We start from the raw sequence: 16,947 nt of genomic DNA, 5'->3' as shown, positions 1-16,947 counted from the left end.
TGCGCATCGCGGCGTTTTTCATGTCGACAGGCGCGCTTTTAGGTCATAAAGTTAATCAATCGATTGATTAACTTTTATGGACTTCATCGATATGTCGCTCTCCGTCACGCCGCCCACTTCGCGCGGCGAACAGGCCAAAGAGAAGCTCATCAGCGCCGCCATTAACCAGTTTGGCGAGTACGGCCTGCACGCCACCACGCGGGATATCGCCGCCGCGGCCGGGCAGAATATCGCCGCCATTCCTTACTACTTTGGCTCGAAAGAAGATCTCTACATGGCCTCGGCGCAGTGGATAGCGGATTTTATCCGCGGCCATTTTCAGCCCCACGCCGACGCCGCCGAAGCGCTTTTAAGCCAGCCGCAGCCCGATCACGCCGCCATGCGCGCGCGCATCGACGACGCCTGCCGCCAGATGATCCAGCTGATGACCGCCGACGAGACGCTCAGCGTGAGTAAATTTATCTCCCGCGAGCAGCTCTCCCCGTCGCCGGCGTATCAGCTTATTCACGATCAGGTCATCGCCCCCCTGCACCACCACTTTACGCGGCTGATCGCCCGCCTGACCGGCGCCGATCCGGACGCCACCGAAACGGTGCTGCACACCCACGCGCTGATTGGCGAAATCCTCGCGTTTCGTCTCGGGCGCGAAACCATTCTGCTGCGCGCCGGCTGGCGGGAGTTCGACGACGACAAAGCCGCGCAGATCCACCGGGTGGTGGCGCTGCATATCGACTGGATCCTCGCAGGTCTTTCAGGGAGCCTTCGTAATGAATAAAAAACGCGTCGCGCTGCTGGCGCTGGTGGTAGTGATTATCGTCGCGGCGATGGCCGGATGGCGCTGGTATGCCGCGCGCTACACGCCGCTGACGCTTTACGGCAATGTCGATATCCGCACCGTGAATTTAAGCTTTCGCGTCGGCGGCCGCCTGGCGTCGCTGGCCGTCGATGAAGGCGACGCGGTACGCGCCGGACAGCCGCTCGGCGAACTGGACCCGGCGCCGCTGCAAAACGCGCTGCGTCAGGCGCAGGCGAATGTCGCCGCCGCGCGGGCCAAATATGAGCTGACCGTCGCGGGTTTTCGCGATGAAGAGATAGCCCAGGCCGCCGCCGCGGTGCGCCAGGCGCAGGCCGCGTATGATTACGCCCAGAATTTCTACCAGCGCCAGCAGGGGCTGTGGCGCACGAAAGTGATTTCGGCCAACGATCTGGAAAACGCCCGTTCGGCGCGGGATCAGGCGCAGGCGCAGCTGAAATCCGCGCAGGATAAACTCAGCCAGTACCGCGCCGGTAACCGCCCGCAGGAAATCGCGCAGGCGCAGGCGAGCCTTGAACAGGCGCAGGCGCAGCTCGCCCAGGCGCAGCTTGATGCGGAAGACGCGCGCCTGGTTTCCCCTTCCGACGGCACCATACTCACGCGCGCCGTTGAGCCGGGCTCGATGCTCAACGCGGGCAGTACCGTGTTCACGCTCTCGCTGACCCGCCCGGTCTGGGTACGCGCCTATATTGACGAGGCGAATCTGGGCCTCGCGACGCCGGGGCGCGAAATCCTGATTTATACCGATGGCCGCCCCGACAGGCCGTACCACGGCAAGATAGGCTTCGTCTCGCCGACCGCCGAGTTCACGCCGAAAACGGTCGAAACCGAAGATCTGCGCACCGATCTGGTCTACCGCCTGCGCATTATCGTCAACGACGCCGACGACGCGCTGCGCCAGGGGATGCCGGTCACGCTGCGATTCCACCATGAGGCCGCGGATGGAAACCGCTAACGACAGCATCGTGCTCGACGGGCTGGTCAAACGCTTTCCGGGCCTCGAAAAACCCGCCGTCGCGCCGCTCAGCGTGACGATCCGCACGGGCAGCGTCACGGGGCTGGTGGGGCCGGACGGCGCGGGCAAAACCACGCTGATGCGCATCCTGGCGGGGCTGATGCGCCAGGACGATGGCCGCGTGCGGGTGCTCGGGCTTGACCCGATTGCAGAGGAAAACGCGCTGCACGCGGTGCTCGGCTATATGCCGCAGAAATTCGGCCTGTATGAAGATCTCACCGTTCAGGAGAACCTCAATCTCTACGCGGATCTGCGCAGCGTCACCGGCGCGGCGCGGCAGGAGACGTTCGCCCGGCTTCTGGAATTTACCGCGCTCGGCCCGTTCACCGGGCGGCTCGCGGGCAAACTCTCCGGCGGAATGAAGCAAAAACTGGGGCTTGCCTGCACGCTGGTGGGCCAGCCGAAGGTGCTGCTGCTCGACGAGCCGGGCGTCGGCGTCGACCCGATCTCCCGCCGCGAACTCTGGGAGATGGTGCATGAGCTGGCGGGCGACGGGATGTTAATTCTCTGGAGTACCTCGTATCTTGATGAAGCCGAGCAGTGCCGCGAGGTGCTGCTGATGAACGAAGGCGAACTGCTGTATCAGGGCGCGCCGCAGGCGCTCACCGGGAAAATGGCGGGCCGCAGTCTGCTGCTGCGCCCCGACAACGGCGACAACCGCGCGCTGCTGCGCGAAGTGATGCAACGCCCGGACGTCGGCGACGCCACCATTCAGGGCGCGGCGGTGCGGGTGATTTTAAAAGAGGGCTCCGACCCAGACGCCCTGCGCGCCCTGCCCGGCGCCACGCTTCGGGAGACCGCGCCGCGCTTTGAAGACGCGTTTATCGATCTGGCGGGCGGCGCCGCGCTGCGTGAATCGCCGCTCGGCGCCATCCTGCATGACATTCCCGGCAGCCGCGACGATGTGGTGATTGAGGCGCGCGAACTGACCAAAACCTTCGGCGATTTTACGGCGACCGACCATGTGAATTTTACCGTGCGGCGCGGCGAGATTTTCGGCCTGCTCGGGCCGAACGGCGCGGGTAAATCCACCACGTTCAAGATGATGTGCGGGCTGCTGAAGCCGAGCGACGGCCAGGCGCTGGTGCTGGGCCTCGATTTAAAAACCGACTCCGGCAAGGCGCGCCAGCGGCTCGGCTATATGGCGCAGAAATTCTCGCTGTACGGCAACCTGACCGTCGAGCAGAACTTACGCTTTTTCTCCGGCGTCTACGGCCTGCGCGGCCGGGCGCAGCAGGAGAAAATGGCGCGCATGAGCGAGGCGTTCGGGCTGAAAAACATCGCCAGCCAGCCGACGGACGCGCTGCCGCTCGGCTTTAAGCAGCGCCTGGCTTTAGCCTGCGCGCTGATGCACGAGCCGGATATTCTGTTTCTCGACGAGCCGACCTCCGGCGTCGACCCGCTGACCCGCCGCGAATTCTGGCGGCACATCAACAGCATGCCGGAGAAAGGCGTGACGGTGATGGTGACGACCCACTTTATGGACGAGGCGGAATATTGCGATCGCATCGGGCTGGTTTACCACGGCAAGCTTATCGCCAGCGGCACGCCGGATGATTTAAAGCGCCAGGCGGCGCGCGATGCAGATGACGAGCCGACGATGGAAGAAGCGTTTATTCGTCTTATCGAGGCCTGGGATAAGGAGCACAGCCAATGATGAAACTGCGGCGCGTGCGCGCGTTGTGCGTCAAAGAGACGCGCCAGATCCTGCGCGACCCGAGCAGCTGGCTTATCGCGGTCGCCATTCCCCTGCTGCTGCTGTTTATCTTCGGCTACGGTATTAACCTCGACTCCAGCCGCCTGCATGTCGGTGTCCTGCTGGAGCAGCGCAGCGAAGAGGCGCTCGACTTCACGCACACCATTACCGCCTCGCCGTTTATCGCGCCGACGATAAGCGACAACCGCCAGCATCTTATTTCGCTGATGCAGGCCGGGAAAATCCGCGGGCTGGTGGTCATTCCCGTGGATTTCGCCGCGCGGATGGCGCGCCCCGGCGACAGCGCGCCGATTCAGGTGATCACCGACGGCAGCGAACCCAACACCGCCAACTTCGTGCGCGGTTATATGGAAGGCATCTGGCAGCTCTGGCAGGCCGAGCGCGCGGAAGACCGCGGCGAGACGTTCGAGCCGCTGATCGATGTGCAGCTCCGCTACTGGTTTAACCCGGCGGCCATAAGCCAGCACTTTATTATTCCCGGCGCGGTGACGATCATCATGACGGTTATCGGCGCGATCCTGACTTCGTTGGTGGTCGCCCGCGAATGGGAGCGCGGCACTATGGAGGCGCTGCTCTCGACCGAAGTTACGCGCGGCGAGCTGCTGCTGTGCAAGCTTATCCCCTACTATTTCCTCGGTATGCTGGCGATGCTGCTCTGTATGCTGGTGTCGGTGTTTATTCTCGGCGTGCCGTATCGCGGCTCGCTGCTGGCGCTGTTTTTCATCTCCAGCCTGTTTCTGCTGAGCACGCTCGGCATGGGGCTGCTTATCTCAACGCTCACCCGCAACCAGTTTAACGCCGCCCAGGTGGCGCTGAATGCGGCGTTTCTGCCTTCGGTCATGCTCTCGGGGTTTATTTTCCAGATAGACAGTATGCCCGCCGTGATCCGCGCGGTGACGTATATCATTCCGGCGCGCTATTTCGTCAGTACGCTGCAAAGCCTGTTCCTCGCGGGCACGCTGCCGGGCGTGCTGCTGGTCAACGTGCTGTTTCTGCTGGCTTCCGCCGTGATGTTTATCGGACTCACCTGGGTGAATACCCGACGCCGCCTCGATTAAGGAGACGCTATGTGGCACCGCTTATGGACGCTTATCCGCAAAGAGTTGCAGTCGCTGCTGCGCGAGCCGCAGACCCGCGCCATTCTGATCCTGCCTGTCGTCTTGCAGGTGCTGCTGTTTCCGTTCGCGGCGACGCTTGAGGTGACTAACGCCACCATCGCCATCTATAACCAGGATAACGGCGCGCACGCGGTGGAGCTGACCCAGCGCTTCGCCCGCGCCAGCGCCTTCAGCCATGTGACATTGCTTAACAGCGAGCAGGCGATCCGGCCGACGATCGATGCCCAGAAGGCGTTGCTGGCCATTCACTTTCCGGCGGATTTCTCCCGCAAGCTGGCGCGCGGCGAACCCGCGACGCTGCAAATTCTGCTCGACGGGCGCAACTCCAACAGCGCGCAGATAGCCGCCAATTACCTTCAGCAGATCGTCAAAGATTATCAGCAGGAGCTGCTCGCAGGCCGCGCGAAGCCCAATAACAGCGAGCTGATTGTGCGTAACTGGTATAACCCGAACCTCGACTACAAATGGTTTGTGGTGCCGTCGCTGATTGCGATGATTACCACTATCGGCGTGATGATTGTGACGTCGCTGTCGGTGGCCCGCGAGCGCGAACAGGGCACGCTCGATCAGCTGTTAGTCTCGCCGCTCGCCACCTGGCAGATTTTCGTCGGCAAAGCGGTGCCGGCGCTGATTGTCGCCACCTTCCAGGCCACGATTGTGCTGGGCATCGGCATCTGGGGCTATCAGATCCCCTTCGCCGGATCGCTTGCGCTCTTTTATTTCACGATGGTGATTTACGGGCTGTCGCTGGTGGGGTTCGGGCTTTTGATTTCGGCGCTCTGCTCGACGCAGCAGCAGGCGTTTATCGGGGTGTTTGTCTTTATGATGCCCGCGATTTTGCTCTCGGGGTATGTCTCGCCGGTGGAGAATATGCCGGTCTGGCTGCAAAACCTGACGTGGATTAACCCGATCCGGCACTTTACCGATATTACGAAGGCGATTTATCTCAAGGACGCCAGCCTCGACATCATCTGGCGTAGCGTGTGGCCGCTGCTGGTGATTGCGGCCACGACAGGGTTAGCGGCGTATGCCATGTTTCGACGCAAAATTGGCTGAATCGCGCTTGCGCTCTTTAACCAGCAGCGAAAGCAGCGCAGGCCCGGCCAGGATCACCACGCCCGCCAGCGCCAGCAGCAGATTATTGTGTAAGACGCGGGAGAGCAGCCAGAGCGCAATCAGCGCCGTGCCAAAATACCAGGTGGTGGTCAGCTCTTCCAGAAAGTCGCTCACCTCGCGCCAGCGGCCGTCGTGGTGGCGCTGGAACGCCAGCATCAGCACCACCGTCAGCGCGTAAAGCGCGCATAATACGAGGCCGACCTTCACCAGCGACCCGCTCATCCAGCCCGCCACCAGCATGGCCACGACCGCCAGATGCAGCATAATCTGCCAGCAGCTCAGGCCCGTCACCACGCGAATATATTGTTGCCACTTCATGGCCGCACTCCTGTGGGATTTTTCACTCATTCTTCAGAGTACCGCAGTTTACGGAAAATTCCGTATCCCCGCCGCTTTTTGTGACTGGGACTACACTTTAAAGACATCAGGAGAATAAGAAGTGGCTGGGGAAACATGGCAGATAACACACAGCGATTTTCATTTAATGTTTTAACGATTAATACCCATAAAGGTTTTACCGCTTTTAACCGACGTTTTATTTTACCGGAACTGCGCGACGCGGTTCGCACGGTGTCGGCGGATATTGTCTGTCTCCAGGAAGTGATGGGCGCGCACGAAGTTCATCCGCTGCATGTGGAAAACTGGCCTGACACCACCCATTACGAATTTCTGGCCGATACCATGTGGAGCGATTACGCCTACGGGCGTAACGCCGTCTACCCGGAAGGCCATCACGGCAACGCCGTGCTGTCGCGCTACCCGATTGAACACTATGAAAACCGCGATGTTTCGGTGCCCGGCACCGAAAAGCGCGGCGTGCTGCACTGCCGCATTACCCCGCCCGGTTTCCCGAAAGCGATTCATGTGATTTGCGTTCATCTGGGGCTGAAAGAGGCGCACCGCCAGGCGCAGCTCACCATGCTGGCCGAGCTGGTCAACAGCCTGCCGGAAGGCGAGCCGGTGGTCGTGGCGGGCGATTTCAACGACTGGCGCCAGCAGGCTAACCGTATTCTGCGCAACGAGGCCGGGCTTGATGAGGTTTTCACCCGCGCCCACGGCCGCCCGGCGCGCACGTTTCCGGTGAGCTTCCCGCTGCTGCGCCTTGACCGAATCTATGTGAAAAACGCCTCGGCGAGCGCGCCGACCGCGCTGCCGCTGCGTAACTGGCGCCATCTTTCCGACCATGCCCCGCTGGCAGTGGAGATCCATCTATGAAAACGACCTGGCGTGACGGCAACCATATTGAGCTGTTAGAGAACGGCGACCAATTTTATCCCGCCGTGTTTGACGCCATCGACAAGGCGCGCAGTAAAGTCATTCTCGAAACCTTTATCTGGTTCGACGATAACGTGGGCCGCCAGTTGCATGAGGTTATCCTGAACGCCGCGCAGCGCGGCGTCAGCGTCGAAGTGCTGCTGGACGGCTACGGCTCGCCCGATCTCAGCGACGAGTTTGTCGGCACGCTCACCTCGGCGGGCGTGATGTTCCGCTATTACGATCCGCGCCCGCGCACGATGGGCATGCGCACTAACGTGTTCCGCCGCATGCACCGCAAAATCGTGGTGATCGACGGCGAAGTGGCGTTCGTCGGCGGCATTAACTACTCCGCCGAGCATATGAGCGATTACGGCCCGGAGGCGAAACAAGATTACGCGGTGCGCGTCGAAGGGCCGGTGGTGCAGGATATCTACCATTTCGTGCTCAGCAATCTCGGCGAAGAGCGCGTGAGCCGCTGGTGGCAGCGCCACTATCAGCAGGCGGTGGAGAACACCACGCCGGGCGAGGCGCAGGCGCTGTTTGTCTGGCGCGACAATAACGATCATCGCGACGATATCGAACGCCATTACCTCAAGATGCTGGCGAACGCCAAAAAAGAGGTGATCATCGCCAACGCCTATTTCTTCCCCGGCTATCGCCTGCTGCATGCGATGCGCAACGCCGTGCGCCGCGGCGTGAAAGTGAAGCTGATTGTGCAGGGTGAGCCGGATATGCCTATCGTTAAGGTAGGCGCGCGCCTGCTTTATAACTATCTGGTGAAGGGCGGCGTCGAAGTCTATGAATATCTGCGCCGCCCGCTGCATGGCAAGGTGGCGCTGATGGACGACCATTGGGCGACGGTGGGTTCCAGCAACCTCGACCCGCTGAGCCTGTCGCTTAACCTTGAGGCGAATCTGATTATTCACGACACGCAGTTTAACCAGACCCTGCGCGACAACCTGACGCGGCTGATTCGTGAAGACTGTAAACAGGTGGATGAGAGCATGATGCCGAAGCGCACCTGGTGGAATCTCGCCAAGAGCGTCATCGTGTTCCACTTCCTGCGCCACTTCCCGGCGATGGTGGGCTGGCTGCCCGCGCATACCCCGAAGCTCGCGCAGGTGCCGCCGCCGGTGCAACCTGAAATCGAAACCCAGGACCGGGTGGAGACTGAAAATCCTGGAGTAAAACCCTGATGGCGAAATCGCATCCGAAGTGGCGTCTGACGAAGAAAATCCTGACGTGGCTGTTTTTTATCGCCGTCGTCGTGCTGATTGTGATGTATGCGCAAAAAGTCGACTGGGAAGAGGTGTGGAAGGTCATCAAGAACTATGACCGTTCCGCCCTGCTTATCTCGGTGGCGCTGGTTATCCTGAGTTATCTGCTCTACGGCTGTTACGATCTGCTGGGCCGCGCCTACTGCGGCCATAAGCTCGCCAAACGGCAGGTGATGCTGGTCTCGTTCGTCTGCTACGCCTTTAACCTGACGCTCAGTACCTGGGTGGGCGGCGTGGGGATGCGCTACCGGCTTTACTCGCGCCTGGGGCTGCCGGGGAGCACTATTACGCGCATTTTCTCGCTGAGTATTACGACTAACTGGCTCGGTTATATCCTGCTCGGCGGCGTGATTTTCACCTTTGGCGTGGTGAAACTGCCGGCGCACTGGTATATCGACGAAATGACGCTGCGCATTATCGGCATCGCGCTGCTCGCCGTGATCGCGGTCTATATGTGGTTCTGCGCGTTCGCTAAACGCCGCCATATGACGATTAAAGGCCAGAAGCTGGTGCTGCCGTCGTGGAAATTCGCGATAGCGCAGATGGTGATTTCCAGCGCCAACTGGATGGCGATGGGCGCGATTATCTGGCTGCTGCTGGGCCAGGAGATTAACTATTTCTTTGTGCTGGGCGTGCTGCTGGTGAGCAGTATCGCCGGGGTGATTATCCATATCCCGGCGGGCATCGGGGTGCTGGAAGCGGTGTTTATCGCGCTGCTTGGCGGCGAACACGTGAGCCACGGCGCGATTATCGCGGCGCTGCTCGCCTACCGTATGCTCTATTTCTTCGCCCCGCTGCTACTGGCTATCGTTATCTATCTGGTGCTTGAAGGCCGCGCGAAGAAACTGCGCGCCAAAAACGAGCAGAAGCTCGCGAAAGCGCAGGGTTCTGACAGCGTGCGTGAGGAGAACGAGGAGCCGCCGCTGAGTCTCGCGAAAGAGAAGTGATGGGGGGTATTGGTGGGTGCGCTGCGCTTACCCACCCTACAAAATCCAACTTCAACGTTTTTGGGCGCTGCGGTGGGTGCGCTTCGCTTACCCACCCTACGCTACTCAACATCCGCCTCATCACCGTAGGGCGGGTAAGCGTGAGCGCACCCGCCGTTATTCCCATGCCCATAAAAAACCCTCCGCAGAGGGTTTTTTATTGCTTCAACACCGGTTACCGGCGGTTGCCGAAAATCCGCAACAGCATCAGGAACAGGTTGATGAAATCGAGATACAGCGTCAGCGCGCCGAGAATCGAATATTTACGCAGATTCCCGTGATCGTTCACGTCAATCTGCTCGCCCAGGCTCTTCAGCTTCTGCGTGTCATACGCCGTCAGGCCCACAAACACGATAACGCCGATATACGTCACCGCCCACATCAGCGCGGTGCTTTTCAGCCAGAAGTTCACCAGCGACGCGATAATCAGGCCGATCAGCGCCATAAACAGGATATTGCCCCAGCCGCTGAGATCGCGTTTGGTCGTGTAACCATACAGACTCATCACGCCGAACATCCCCGCCGTCACCACAAACGTGCTGGCGATAGACGCGTAGGTATAGACCAGAAAGATGGATGAGAGCGTAAGCCCCGTCAGCGCCGAATAGAGCATAAACAGCGCGGTGGCGACCGCCGGGCTGAGCTTATGCACCAGTCCTGAGAGAATAAACACCAGGGCGAGCTGGGCGATGATAAGCCCGAAGAACACAAACCGGCTGGAGAAGATATACATCATCAGGTTTTCGTTGTTGGCCGAATACCAGGCGACGAAGGCGGTCAGCAACAGACCGCAGGTCATCCAGCCATACACCTGAGCCATAAACGTTTGCAGCCCGGCGCGGGGCTGCACAATGCTTTCATTTGAGCGTGGGAATCGATCCATGACGCTGCCTCATTCATTCAGTTAACTTGTGTCGAGACGCGCGCAACGCGCGTCTCCCCACCGTTAAGACTAGAACAAATGGCCGGGCGCGCCATTTACCAGCGCTTCGCCGCCTCCTGATCGCTGTCGCGCGCTTCCACCCAGCGGTCGCCTTCCGGCGTGGCTTCGCGCTTCCAGAACGGCGCGCGGGTTTTCAGGTAATCCATAATAAACTGCGCCGCGTCAAACGCCTGGCTGCGGTGCGCGCCGGTCACGCCGACAAAAACGATTTCATCGCCTGGCCACAGCTCGCCCACGCGGTGGATAACCGACACGCGTTGCAGCGGCCAGCGGCCACGCGCCTCGGCGACGATCTCCGCCAGCGCTTTCTCCGTCATGCCCGGATAGTGCTCAAGCGTCAGCGCGCTTACGCTGTCGCCGAGATTATGGTTACGCACTTTGCCGGTAAAAGTGACGACCGCGCCGTCTTCATCGCACTGCGCCAGCCACTGGTATTCATCGCCGACGCTGAAATTTTCATGGCCGACGCGGATGCGGGTTTCACTCATCTCAGCCTCCGGTCACCGGCGGGAAAAAGGCCACTTCATCGCCATCGGCGAGCGGATGATCAAACGGCACCAGCGTCTGGTTAACGGCCGCCAGCAGCTTGCCTGACTCCAGCGCCAGCGCGTAACGCCCGCCGCGCGCCGCGAGATGTTCACGCAGCGCCTCAACGGTCGCGAACTCCGCCGCCACGCGCTCGGCGTCCACGCCGGTAAGCTCGCGCACCTGCGCGAAGAAAAGCACATTAATCATGAGCGTCTACCTGAAAATCGCCCGATTTGCCGCCGCTTTTCGCCAGCAGCCGCACCGGGCCAATGACCATATCTTTCTGCACCGCTTTGCACATGTCGTAAATCGTGAGCGCCGCCACCGACGCCGCCGTGAGCGCTTCCATCTCGACGCCGGTTTTGCCGGTGAGACGGCAGAGCGATTCAATACGCACGCGGCTTCGCGCTTCGTCGGCGAAAAGCTGCACTTCAACTTTGCTCAGCAGCAGCGGATGACAGAGCGGGATCAGCTCCCAGGTGCGTTTGGCGGCCTGAATGCCGGCGATGCGCGCCGTGGCGAACACATCGCCTTTGTGATGGCTGCCGCTTACGATCATCGACAGCGTCTCGGGGCGCATTTCAACAAACGCTTCGGCGCGCGCCTCGCGCACCGTCTCCGCTTTGCCGGAGACATCCACCATATGGGCTTCGCCCGCGGCGTTGATGTGGGTCAGTTGCGACATAACTTACTTCTTCAGATGAGGGTGAAAATTACAGGGGCGCGTGCGGGCGTCGAGCTGCGGCGCGATGATATTTTCCCAGGCGGTGCGACAGGCGCGGGTCGAGCCCGGCATCGCGAAAATCAGGGTATCGTTGGCGATGCCCGCCACCGCGCGCGACTGCATCATCGCGGTGCCAATCTCTTCAAACGAGAGCATGCGAAACATTTCGCCAAAGCCCGCGATTTCGCGGTCGAACAACGGCTGTAGCGCCTCCGGCACCTGATCGCCTGCGGTAAAACCGGTGCCGCCGTTAATCAGCACCACCTGCACGTCGTCGCTGGCAATCCAGCGGGAGACTTCCGCGCGAATGGCGTACCGGTTCTCTTTGACGATGGCTTTATCCACAACCTGATGGCCCGCTTCGTGGGCGGCCTCCTGCAAAAAATGGCCGGAGGTGTCGTCCTCTTCGCCGCGGCGGCTGGACACCGTAAGAATGGCGACGCGCGCCGGCGCAAACTCTGCGCTAACCTGACTCATAGTGACTCCTTGTACGCGGCGTCAGCCGCCGATATAGGACAGATTCTGGGTGATGCCGGTATTGCCCTGATGCAGGAAGTGGGTCTGCTTTTTGCCGAGCAACGCCGTTTCGATACGCGCCATCAGCGCCGCCTGCTGCCCTTCTTCGGCCAGCAGATCGCGCAACTCCACGCCGCCGTCGCCAAACAGGCACAGGTGCAGCTTGCCGACCGACGACACGCGCAGGCGGTTGCAGCTCGCGCAGAAATCTTTCTCATACGGCATGATAAGGCCGATTTCGCCCTGATAATCGGGGTGGCAGAAGACCTGCGCCGGGCCGTCGGCGCGGCTGCGCAATTGATGGATCCAGCCGCGCTTAAGCAGTTCGTCGCGGATCGTCGCGCCAGAAATATGGTGCTTGCGGAAGAGATCGCTCCCCTCGCCGGTTTCCATCAGCTCAATAAAGCGTAGCTGGATGGGGCGGGACTGGATCCAGTTGAGGAAGGTGTCGAGCTGGTGATGGTTCACGTCGCGCATCAGCACGGTGTTGACCTTCACTTTTTCAAAGCCCGCATCGAAGGCGGCGTCAATGCCCGCCATCACCTGACGGAACTTATCCTGCCCGGTGATGGCGTGAAACTGGCGGGCGTCGAGGCTGTCGACGCTGACATTGACCGCCGTCAGCCCGGCCTCGCGCCACTGCGCGACGTCGCGCGCCAGGCGATAGCCGTTGGTTGTGACGGCAATCTGGCGGATGGAGGGGTTTTCACGCACGGCGGCGATGATGTCACAAAAATCGCGGCGCAGCGAGGGTTCGCCGCCGGTCAGGCGCACTTTTTCAGTGCCGAGATTCGCGAACGCGCGCGTCACGCGACGAATTTCGTCGAGCGAGAGGAAGCCTTTGTTGGTGACGCCCGCGGGCTTGTAGCCATCCGGCAGGCAATAGGTGCAACGAAAGTTGCAGACGTCAGTCACTGACAGGCGCAAGTAATAGAACTTACGCGCAAACGCATCGGTAAGTTGAGAAGCCATGTACACCTTTCCAAATCGGGAGATGCAGTCATTTCTTCCTGCACCCTGGTGGCGTTTCGCCACGGCCAGAACGCCATATTTCTTAAAAACGTAGGCGCAAAGGCTTGAGTGTCTTTTTCAGGTTTTTAAACCTGCCAGCGGCGATAGTAGCGTGTTATCGCGGGTTTCGCCACGCGCGATTTCGCTATATAAATTGATACATAACGGCATTATTCGCGTAACGCGGACCAGAATACGTAAAAACCACGGTTTCACTTTGATATGTGTCATTTTCAGCGCCAGCAGATCGTTTTTCTCGCGCTTTTCAGCTAACGTAGGCGAGTTTTGAATAATAAGGATTAGGTATGCGCAATCGCACGTTTGCGGATCTCGACCGGGTGGTGGCGCTCGGCGGCGGTCACGGTTTAGGACGCGTTATGTCCTCGCTCTCTTCTCTGGGCTCGCGCCTCACAGGCATTGTCACCACGACGGATAACGGCGGTTCGACGGGCCGTATCCGGCGTTCGGAAGGCGGGATCGCCTGGGGCGATATGCGCAACTGTCTCAATCAGTTAATTACCGAACCGAGCGTCGCGTCGGCGATGTTTGAGTACCGTTTTGGAGGTAATGGGGAACTTTCGGGGCATAACCTCGGAAATCTCATGTTAAAGGCGCTGGATCACCTGAGCGTGCGGCCTCTTGAGGCAATCAATCTTATCCGCAACCTGCTTAAAGTGGACGCGTTCCTGATCCCGATGTCTGAGCAACCGGTCGATCTGATGGCAATCGATCGCGAAGACAACGAAGTGTATGGCGAAGTGAATATCGATTTACTGAGCCACCCGCCGAAGGAGCTGATGCTCTACCCGAACGTGCAGGCGACGCGCGAGGCCGTTGAAGCGATTGCCGAAGCCGATTTGATTGTGATTGGCCCCGGCAGTTTTTACACCAGTCTGATGCCGCTGCTGCTGCTTGACGATCTCGCCAAAGCGCTGCGCCGCACGCCTGCGCCGATGGTTTACATCGGCAATTTAGGGCGCGAGTTAAGCCCGGCCGCCGCCGCGCTCAGGCTTGAGGAGAAGCTGGCGCTGATGGAAGCGCATGTGGGGAAACGCGTGGTGGACGCCGTGGTCGTCGGCCCGAAGGTGGACGTGAGCGGCGCGCAGGACAGGATTGTGATTCAGGAGCCGCTGGAAGCCAGCGATATCCCTTACCGCCACGACCGCCACCTGCTGCGCGCGGCGCTGGAAAAAGCGATTCAGGCGCTGGGGTAATCTGTTGAGCTCGTGGTTATGGCGGGTGCGCTGCGCTTACCCGCCCTACCAGGAATCAATGCCTGCTTCGTCGTTCCGTAGGGTGGGTAAGCGAAGCGCACCCGCCACATTACAAACCATCCATTCGCAGCAAGAAGCACTTACGACGCGGCGATAAACAGCTCGCGCAACTGATGAAGCTTATCGCGCAGCTGCGCCGCCTCTTCGAACTCCAGATTCTGCGCATGCTGCACCATCTGCGCTTCAAGCTGATGAATCTTCTGCTGCAACGCTTTCGGCGTCAGCGCCAGTTCAGCGGCTTCGACATCCGCCACCGTACGCCCTTTGCCGCGGCCTTTCGCCTTGGTTTTCGCGATATTCTCGCCAAGCGCCAGAATATCCACCACTTTCTTGTTGAGACCCTGCGGCACAATGCCGTGTTCTTCGTTATACGCCTGCTGTTTCTCACGGCGGCGTTCGGTTTCGCCAATCGCCTTCGCCATCGACGGCGTAATTTTATCGCCGTAGAGAATCGCTTTGCCGTTCACGTTACGCGCCGCGCGGCCGATGGTCTGGATAAGCGAACGCTCGGAGCGCAGGAAGCCCTCTTTATCGGCGTCGAGGATAGCCACCAGCGACACTTCCGGCATGTCCAGCCCCTCACGGAGCAGGTTGATGCCCACCAGCACGTCGAATTCGCCCAGACGCAGATCGCGGATAATCTCCATACGCTCCACGGTATCGATATCCGAGTGCAGATAGCGCACTTTTTCGCCGTGCTCTTCCAGGTACTCGGTTAAATCTTCCGCCATGCGCTTGGTGAGCGTCGTCACCAGCACGCGCTCGTTGATAGCGACGCGCTTGCGGATTTCCGACAACAAATCGTCCACCTGGGTCGCCACCGGGCGCACTTCGATAATCGGATCGAGCAGACCGGTCGGGCGCACCACCTGGTCGATAATCTCGCCGCCCGATTTTTCCAGCTCATAGTTGCCCGGCGTCGCCGATACATACACCGTCTGCGGCGCCAGCGCCTCGAACTCTTCAAACTTCAGCGGACGGTTATCGAGCGCTGACGGCAGACGGAAACCATACTCCACCAGCGTCTCTTTACGCGCGCGGTCGCCGCGGAACATCCCGCCAATCTGCGGAATGGTGACGTGCGATTCATCGATAACCAGCAGGCCATCCGCCGGCAGATAGTCAAACAGCGTCGGCGGCGCTTCGCCGGGGCCCCGGCCGGAGAGATAGCGCGAATAGTTTTCGATGCCGGAGCAGTACCCCAGCTCGTTCATCATTTCGAGATCGAACTGGGTACGCTGGGTCAGACGCTGTTCTTCCAGCAGTTTGTTATTCGCCAGCAGCACCTGCCGACGCTCCGCCAGCTCCACCTTGATCTCTTCCATCGCCTGTACGATGCGCTCACGCGGCGTGACGTAGTGCGTTTTCGGGTAGACGGTGAAACGCTGGATGATCGAATCGACGGTGCCGGTCAGCGGGTCGAACAGCGACAGGCGCTCGACTTCTTCGTCGAACAGCTCGACGCGTAGCGCCAGCTCGTCCGATTCCGCGGGGAAGATATCAATCACTTCGCCGCGCACGCGGAAGGTGCCGCGCTGAAACGCCTGGTCGTTGCGGGTATATTGCAGCTCCGTCAGACGACGCAGAATGGCGCGCTGGTCGATGATCATCCCTTTGGTGAGATGCAGCATCATCTTCAGGTAGAGATCCGGGTCGCCAAGGCCGTAGATAGCGGAAACGGACGCCACCACCACCACGTCGCGCCGCTCCAGCAGCGCTTTGGTGGCCGACAGACGCATCTGCTCGATGTGTTCGTTCACCGAGGCGTCTTTTTCGATAAAGGTGTCGGAGCTCGGCACATAGGCTTCCGGCTGGTAGTAGTCGTAGTACGAGACGAAATATTCCACCGCGTTCTCCGGGAAGAACTCTTTCATCTCGCCGTAGAGTTGCGCCGCCAGCGTTTTGTTAGGCGCCAGCACCATCGTCGGGCGCTGCAAATCGGCGATGACGTTCGCCATGGTGAACGTTTTCCCCGAGCCCGTCACACCCAGCAGCGTCTGGTGCGCCAGCCCGTCCTCCAGCCCTTCCTTGATGCGGCGGATTGCCTCTGGCTGGTCGCCGGAAGGTTTGAAAGCGGAATTGAGTTTGAACGGTTTGCTCATGAAGAAACACCTGATGAAGATTTGCGCGGGACAGAGCGTTAATTTTACTCGCCACAGCGATTTTTGCCAGCGCTAAATACTGGATATAAAATCAGTAGCAGGTTAGCGGATTTTGGTCATACCGCATTTTTACCATCTGGTATGAAGCAAATTTGCCCGTGCGCCGGATAAAACACTACATGAGGGCGGTTATCCCCAGAAATTTTTATCCTTTAACATTTGTCAAGCGAGGCTGTGATACTTTTGTTGCAGCAGATGACACTTTTCCTTCAGCGCTTGCTTTTAATTAACCTGTTAATTTTAAATGGTTTTCCTGAAAAGACGGCTTTCGCGCCAGATCGGGTGAAAGCCGCATCGGCTCTCGCTTACGGCGCGTTTTCTAACTCTAATACACAAGGTTATCCACAGGAATAGTGGATAACTGCGTTCAGCCCTGAAAGCGCGCCGCGTCGCCGGTTCGCCCTGGCCGCCCGCGCCTGGCTCAGAAAAAAATTTTCCCGCCTTGTTTTGACGAATTTTGCTTGCTTTCCGCGCCGCGCCTTTCGCGAT

17 protein-coding genes and 1 riboswitch are annotated in these 16,947 nt (G+C 59.8%); of the genes, 9 read left to right on the top strand and 8 right to left on the bottom strand.

Annotated features, from left to right (window positions below; translation table 11 throughout):
- The first annotated feature begins 76 nt into the window (after positions 1–76).
- Genes cecR through AFK65_RS06400 form a run of 5 tightly spaced genes read left to right on the top strand, consistent with a single transcriptional unit; the run spans position 77 to position 5,720 of the window.
- On the top strand, positions 77–775 hold the full coding sequence (cecR, locus tag AFK65_RS06420; RefSeq protein WP_038857656.1) for a transcriptional regulator CecR: 699 nt from the start codon (positions 77–79) through the stop codon (positions 773–775).
- Positions 768–1,769, top strand: a complete 1,002-nt coding sequence (gene hlyD, locus AFK65_RS06415) for a secretion protein HlyD (protein WP_038857657.1) — start codon at positions 768–770, stop codon at positions 1,767–1,769. The genes cecR and hlyD overlap by 8 nt, the downstream gene beginning before the upstream one ends.
- On the top strand, positions 1,756–3,486 hold the full coding sequence (locus AFK65_RS06410) for an ATP-binding cassette domain-containing protein (protein ID WP_038857658.1): 1,731 nt from the start codon (positions 1,756–1,758) through the stop codon (positions 3,484–3,486). The genes hlyD and AFK65_RS06410 overlap by 14 nt, the downstream gene beginning before the upstream one ends.
- A complete protein-coding gene (locus tag AFK65_RS06405; RefSeq protein WP_038857659.1) occupies positions 3,483–4,604 on the top strand; it encodes an ABC transporter permease in 1,122 nt (373 codons plus the stop codon). Before AFK65_RS06410 ends, AFK65_RS06405 begins: the two co-directional genes overlap by 4 nt.
- A 9-nt stretch (positions 4,605–4,613) precedes the next feature.
- Positions 4,614–5,720: an ABC transporter permease gene (locus tag AFK65_RS06400; protein WP_007707021.1), complete on the top strand. Its 1,107-nt coding sequence runs from the start codon at positions 4,614–4,616 to the stop codon at positions 5,718–5,720.
- Here AFK65_RS06400 and AFK65_RS06395 read toward each other — a convergent pair.
- Positions 5,682–6,098: a YbhQ family protein gene (locus AFK65_RS06395; RefSeq protein WP_007707018.1), complete on the bottom strand. Its 417-nt coding sequence runs from the start codon at positions 6,096–6,098 to the stop codon at positions 5,682–5,684. The genes AFK65_RS06400 and AFK65_RS06395 overlap by 39 nt on opposite strands.
- Positions 6,099–6,233: 135 nt before the next feature.
- Between AFK65_RS06395 and AFK65_RS06390 the strand changes: the two genes are divergently transcribed.
- The 3 genes from AFK65_RS06390 to AFK65_RS06380 are packed head-to-tail and all read left to right on the top strand — an operon-like array spanning position 6,234 to position 9,261.
- Positions 6,234–6,995, top strand: coding sequence for an endonuclease/exonuclease/phosphatase family protein (locus tag AFK65_RS06390; RefSeq protein ID WP_004387497.1), 762 nt, complete (start codon positions 6,234–6,236; stop codon positions 6,993–6,995).
- Positions 6,992–8,233 (top strand): cardiolipin synthase ClsB, encoded by a 1,242-nt coding sequence (gene clsB / locus AFK65_RS06385; protein WP_038857662.1) that lies wholly within the window; start codon positions 6,992–6,994, stop codon positions 8,231–8,233. Before AFK65_RS06390 ends, clsB begins: the two co-directional genes overlap by 4 nt.
- Positions 8,233–9,261 (top strand): lysylphosphatidylglycerol synthase transmembrane domain-containing protein, encoded by a 1,029-nt coding sequence (locus AFK65_RS06380; RefSeq protein ID WP_007707014.1) that lies wholly within the window; start codon positions 8,233–8,235, stop codon positions 9,259–9,261. Before clsB ends, AFK65_RS06380 begins: the two co-directional genes overlap by 1 nt.
- A gap of 214 nt (positions 9,262–9,475) precedes the next feature.
- On the opposite strand, the gene AFK65_RS06375 is transcribed toward AFK65_RS06380, so the two are convergent.
- The 6 genes from AFK65_RS06375 to moaA form a co-directional block, all read right to left on the bottom strand.
- A complete protein-coding gene (locus AFK65_RS06375; RefSeq protein ID WP_007707013.1) occupies positions 9,476–10,183 on the bottom strand; it encodes a Bax inhibitor-1/YccA family protein in 708 nt (235 codons plus the stop codon).
- Positions 10,184–10,278: 95 nt separating this feature from the next.
- On the bottom strand, positions 10,279–10,731 hold the full coding sequence (gene moaE, locus AFK65_RS06370) for a molybdopterin synthase catalytic subunit MoaE (protein WP_007707012.1): 453 nt from the start codon (positions 10,729–10,731) through the stop codon (positions 10,279–10,281).
- 1 nt (position 10,732) lies between these two features.
- Positions 10,733–10,978 (bottom strand): molybdopterin synthase sulfur carrier subunit, encoded by a 246-nt coding sequence (gene moaD / locus AFK65_RS06365; protein ID WP_007707011.1) that lies wholly within the window; start codon positions 10,976–10,978, stop codon positions 10,733–10,735.
- The gene (gene moaC, locus AFK65_RS06360; protein ID WP_004387504.1) at positions 10,971–11,456 is read right to left on the bottom strand and encodes a cyclic pyranopterin monophosphate synthase MoaC; all 486 of its coding nucleotides are present in this window, start codon (positions 11,454–11,456) and stop codon (positions 10,971–10,973) included. Before moaC ends, moaD begins: the two co-directional genes overlap by 8 nt.
- A 3-nt stretch (positions 11,457–11,459) precedes the next feature.
- Positions 11,460–11,972, bottom strand: coding sequence for a molybdenum cofactor biosynthesis protein B (moaB, locus tag AFK65_RS06355; RefSeq protein ID WP_007707009.1), 513 nt, complete (start codon positions 11,970–11,972; stop codon positions 11,460–11,462).
- A 21-nt stretch (positions 11,973–11,993) separates the two neighbouring features.
- The gene (gene moaA / locus AFK65_RS06350) at positions 11,994–12,983 is read right to left on the bottom strand and encodes a GTP 3',8-cyclase MoaA (protein WP_038857665.1); all 990 of its coding nucleotides are present in this window, start codon (positions 12,981–12,983) and stop codon (positions 11,994–11,996) included.
- Positions 12,971–13,106, bottom strand: a riboswitch (molybdenum cofactor riboswitch). (Overlaps the previous gene by 13 nt.)
- Positions 13,107–13,327: 221 nt before the next feature.
- On the opposite strand from moaA, the gene yvcK reads away from it, so the two are divergent.
- A complete protein-coding gene (yvcK, locus tag AFK65_RS06345) occupies positions 13,328–14,236 on the top strand; it encodes a uridine diphosphate-N-acetylglucosamine-binding protein YvcK (protein ID WP_007707003.1) in 909 nt (302 codons plus the stop codon).
- 140 nt (positions 14,237–14,376) lie between these two features.
- Here yvcK and uvrB read toward each other — a convergent pair whose 3' ends face one another.
- Entirely contained in the window at positions 14,377–16,398 is a 2,022-nt protein-coding gene (gene uvrB, locus AFK65_RS06340; RefSeq protein WP_038857667.1) for an excinuclease ABC subunit UvrB, read from the bottom strand.
- Between the last annotated feature and the right edge of the window lie 549 nt (positions 16,399–16,947).

The organism is Cronobacter universalis NCTC 9529 (assembly GCF_001277175.1).
GTDB lineage: Bacteria > Pseudomonadota > Gammaproteobacteria > Enterobacterales > Enterobacteriaceae > Cronobacter > Cronobacter universalis.
Note: the sequence above shows the minus strand (reverse complement) of the source record. Positions and strands in the feature narration are given on the sequence as shown.

Bases quoted from the DNA above. Each gene is read 5' to 3' on its own strand.
- clsB (WP_038857662.1), top strand. From the start codon at position 6,992: ATGAAAACGACCTGGCGTGACGGCAACCATATTGAGCTGTTAGAGAAC.
- uvrB (WP_038857667.1), bottom strand. From the start codon at position 16,398: ATGAGCAAACCGTTCAAACTCAATTCCGCTTTCAAACCTTCCGGCGAC.
- AFK65_RS06400 (WP_007707021.1), top strand. From the start codon at position 4,614: ATGTGGCACCGCTTATGGACGCTTATCCGCAAAGAGTTGCAGTCGCTG.
- yvcK (WP_007707003.1), top strand. From the start codon at position 13,328: ATGCGCAATCGCACGTTTGCGGATCTCGACCGGGTGGTGGCGCTCGGC.
- AFK65_RS06395 (WP_007707018.1), bottom strand. From the start codon at position 6,098: ATGAAGTGGCAACAATATATTCGCGTGGTGACGGGCCTGAGCTGCTGG.
- hlyD (WP_038857657.1), top strand. From the start codon at position 768: ATGAATAAAAAACGCGTCGCGCTGCTGGCGCTGGTGGTAGTGATTATC.
- AFK65_RS06375 (WP_007707013.1), bottom strand. From the start codon at position 10,183: ATGGATCGATTCCCACGCTCAAATGAAAGCATTGTGCAGCCCCGCGCC.
- AFK65_RS06405 (WP_038857659.1), top strand. From the start codon at position 3,483: ATGATGAAACTGCGGCGCGTGCGCGCGTTGTGCGTCAAAGAGACGCGC.
- AFK65_RS06380 (WP_007707014.1), top strand. From the start codon at position 8,233: ATGGCGAAATCGCATCCGAAGTGGCGTCTGACGAAGAAAATCCTGACG.
- AFK65_RS06390 (WP_004387497.1), top strand. From the start codon at position 6,234: ATGGCAGATAACACACAGCGATTTTCATTTAATGTTTTAACGATTAAT.
- moaD (WP_007707011.1), bottom strand. From the start codon at position 10,978: ATGATTAATGTGCTTTTCTTCGCGCAGGTGCGCGAGCTTACCGGCGTG.
- moaB (WP_007707009.1), bottom strand. From the start codon at position 11,972: ATGAGTCAGGTTAGCGCAGAGTTTGCGCCGGCGCGCGTCGCCATTCTT.
- moaC (WP_004387504.1), bottom strand. From the start codon at position 11,456: ATGTCGCAACTGACCCACATCAACGCCGCGGGCGAAGCCCATATGGTG.
- AFK65_RS06410 (WP_038857658.1), top strand. From the start codon at position 1,756: ATGGAAACCGCTAACGACAGCATCGTGCTCGACGGGCTGGTCAAACGC.
- moaA (WP_038857665.1), bottom strand. From the start codon at position 12,983: ATGGCTTCTCAACTTACCGATGCGTTTGCGCGTAAGTTCTATTACTTG.
- cecR (WP_038857656.1), top strand. From the start codon at position 77: ATGGACTTCATCGATATGTCGCTCTCCGTCACGCCGCCCACTTCGCGC.
- moaE (WP_007707012.1), bottom strand. From the start codon at position 10,731: ATGAGTGAAACCCGCATCCGCGTCGGCCATGAAAATTTCAGCGTCGGC.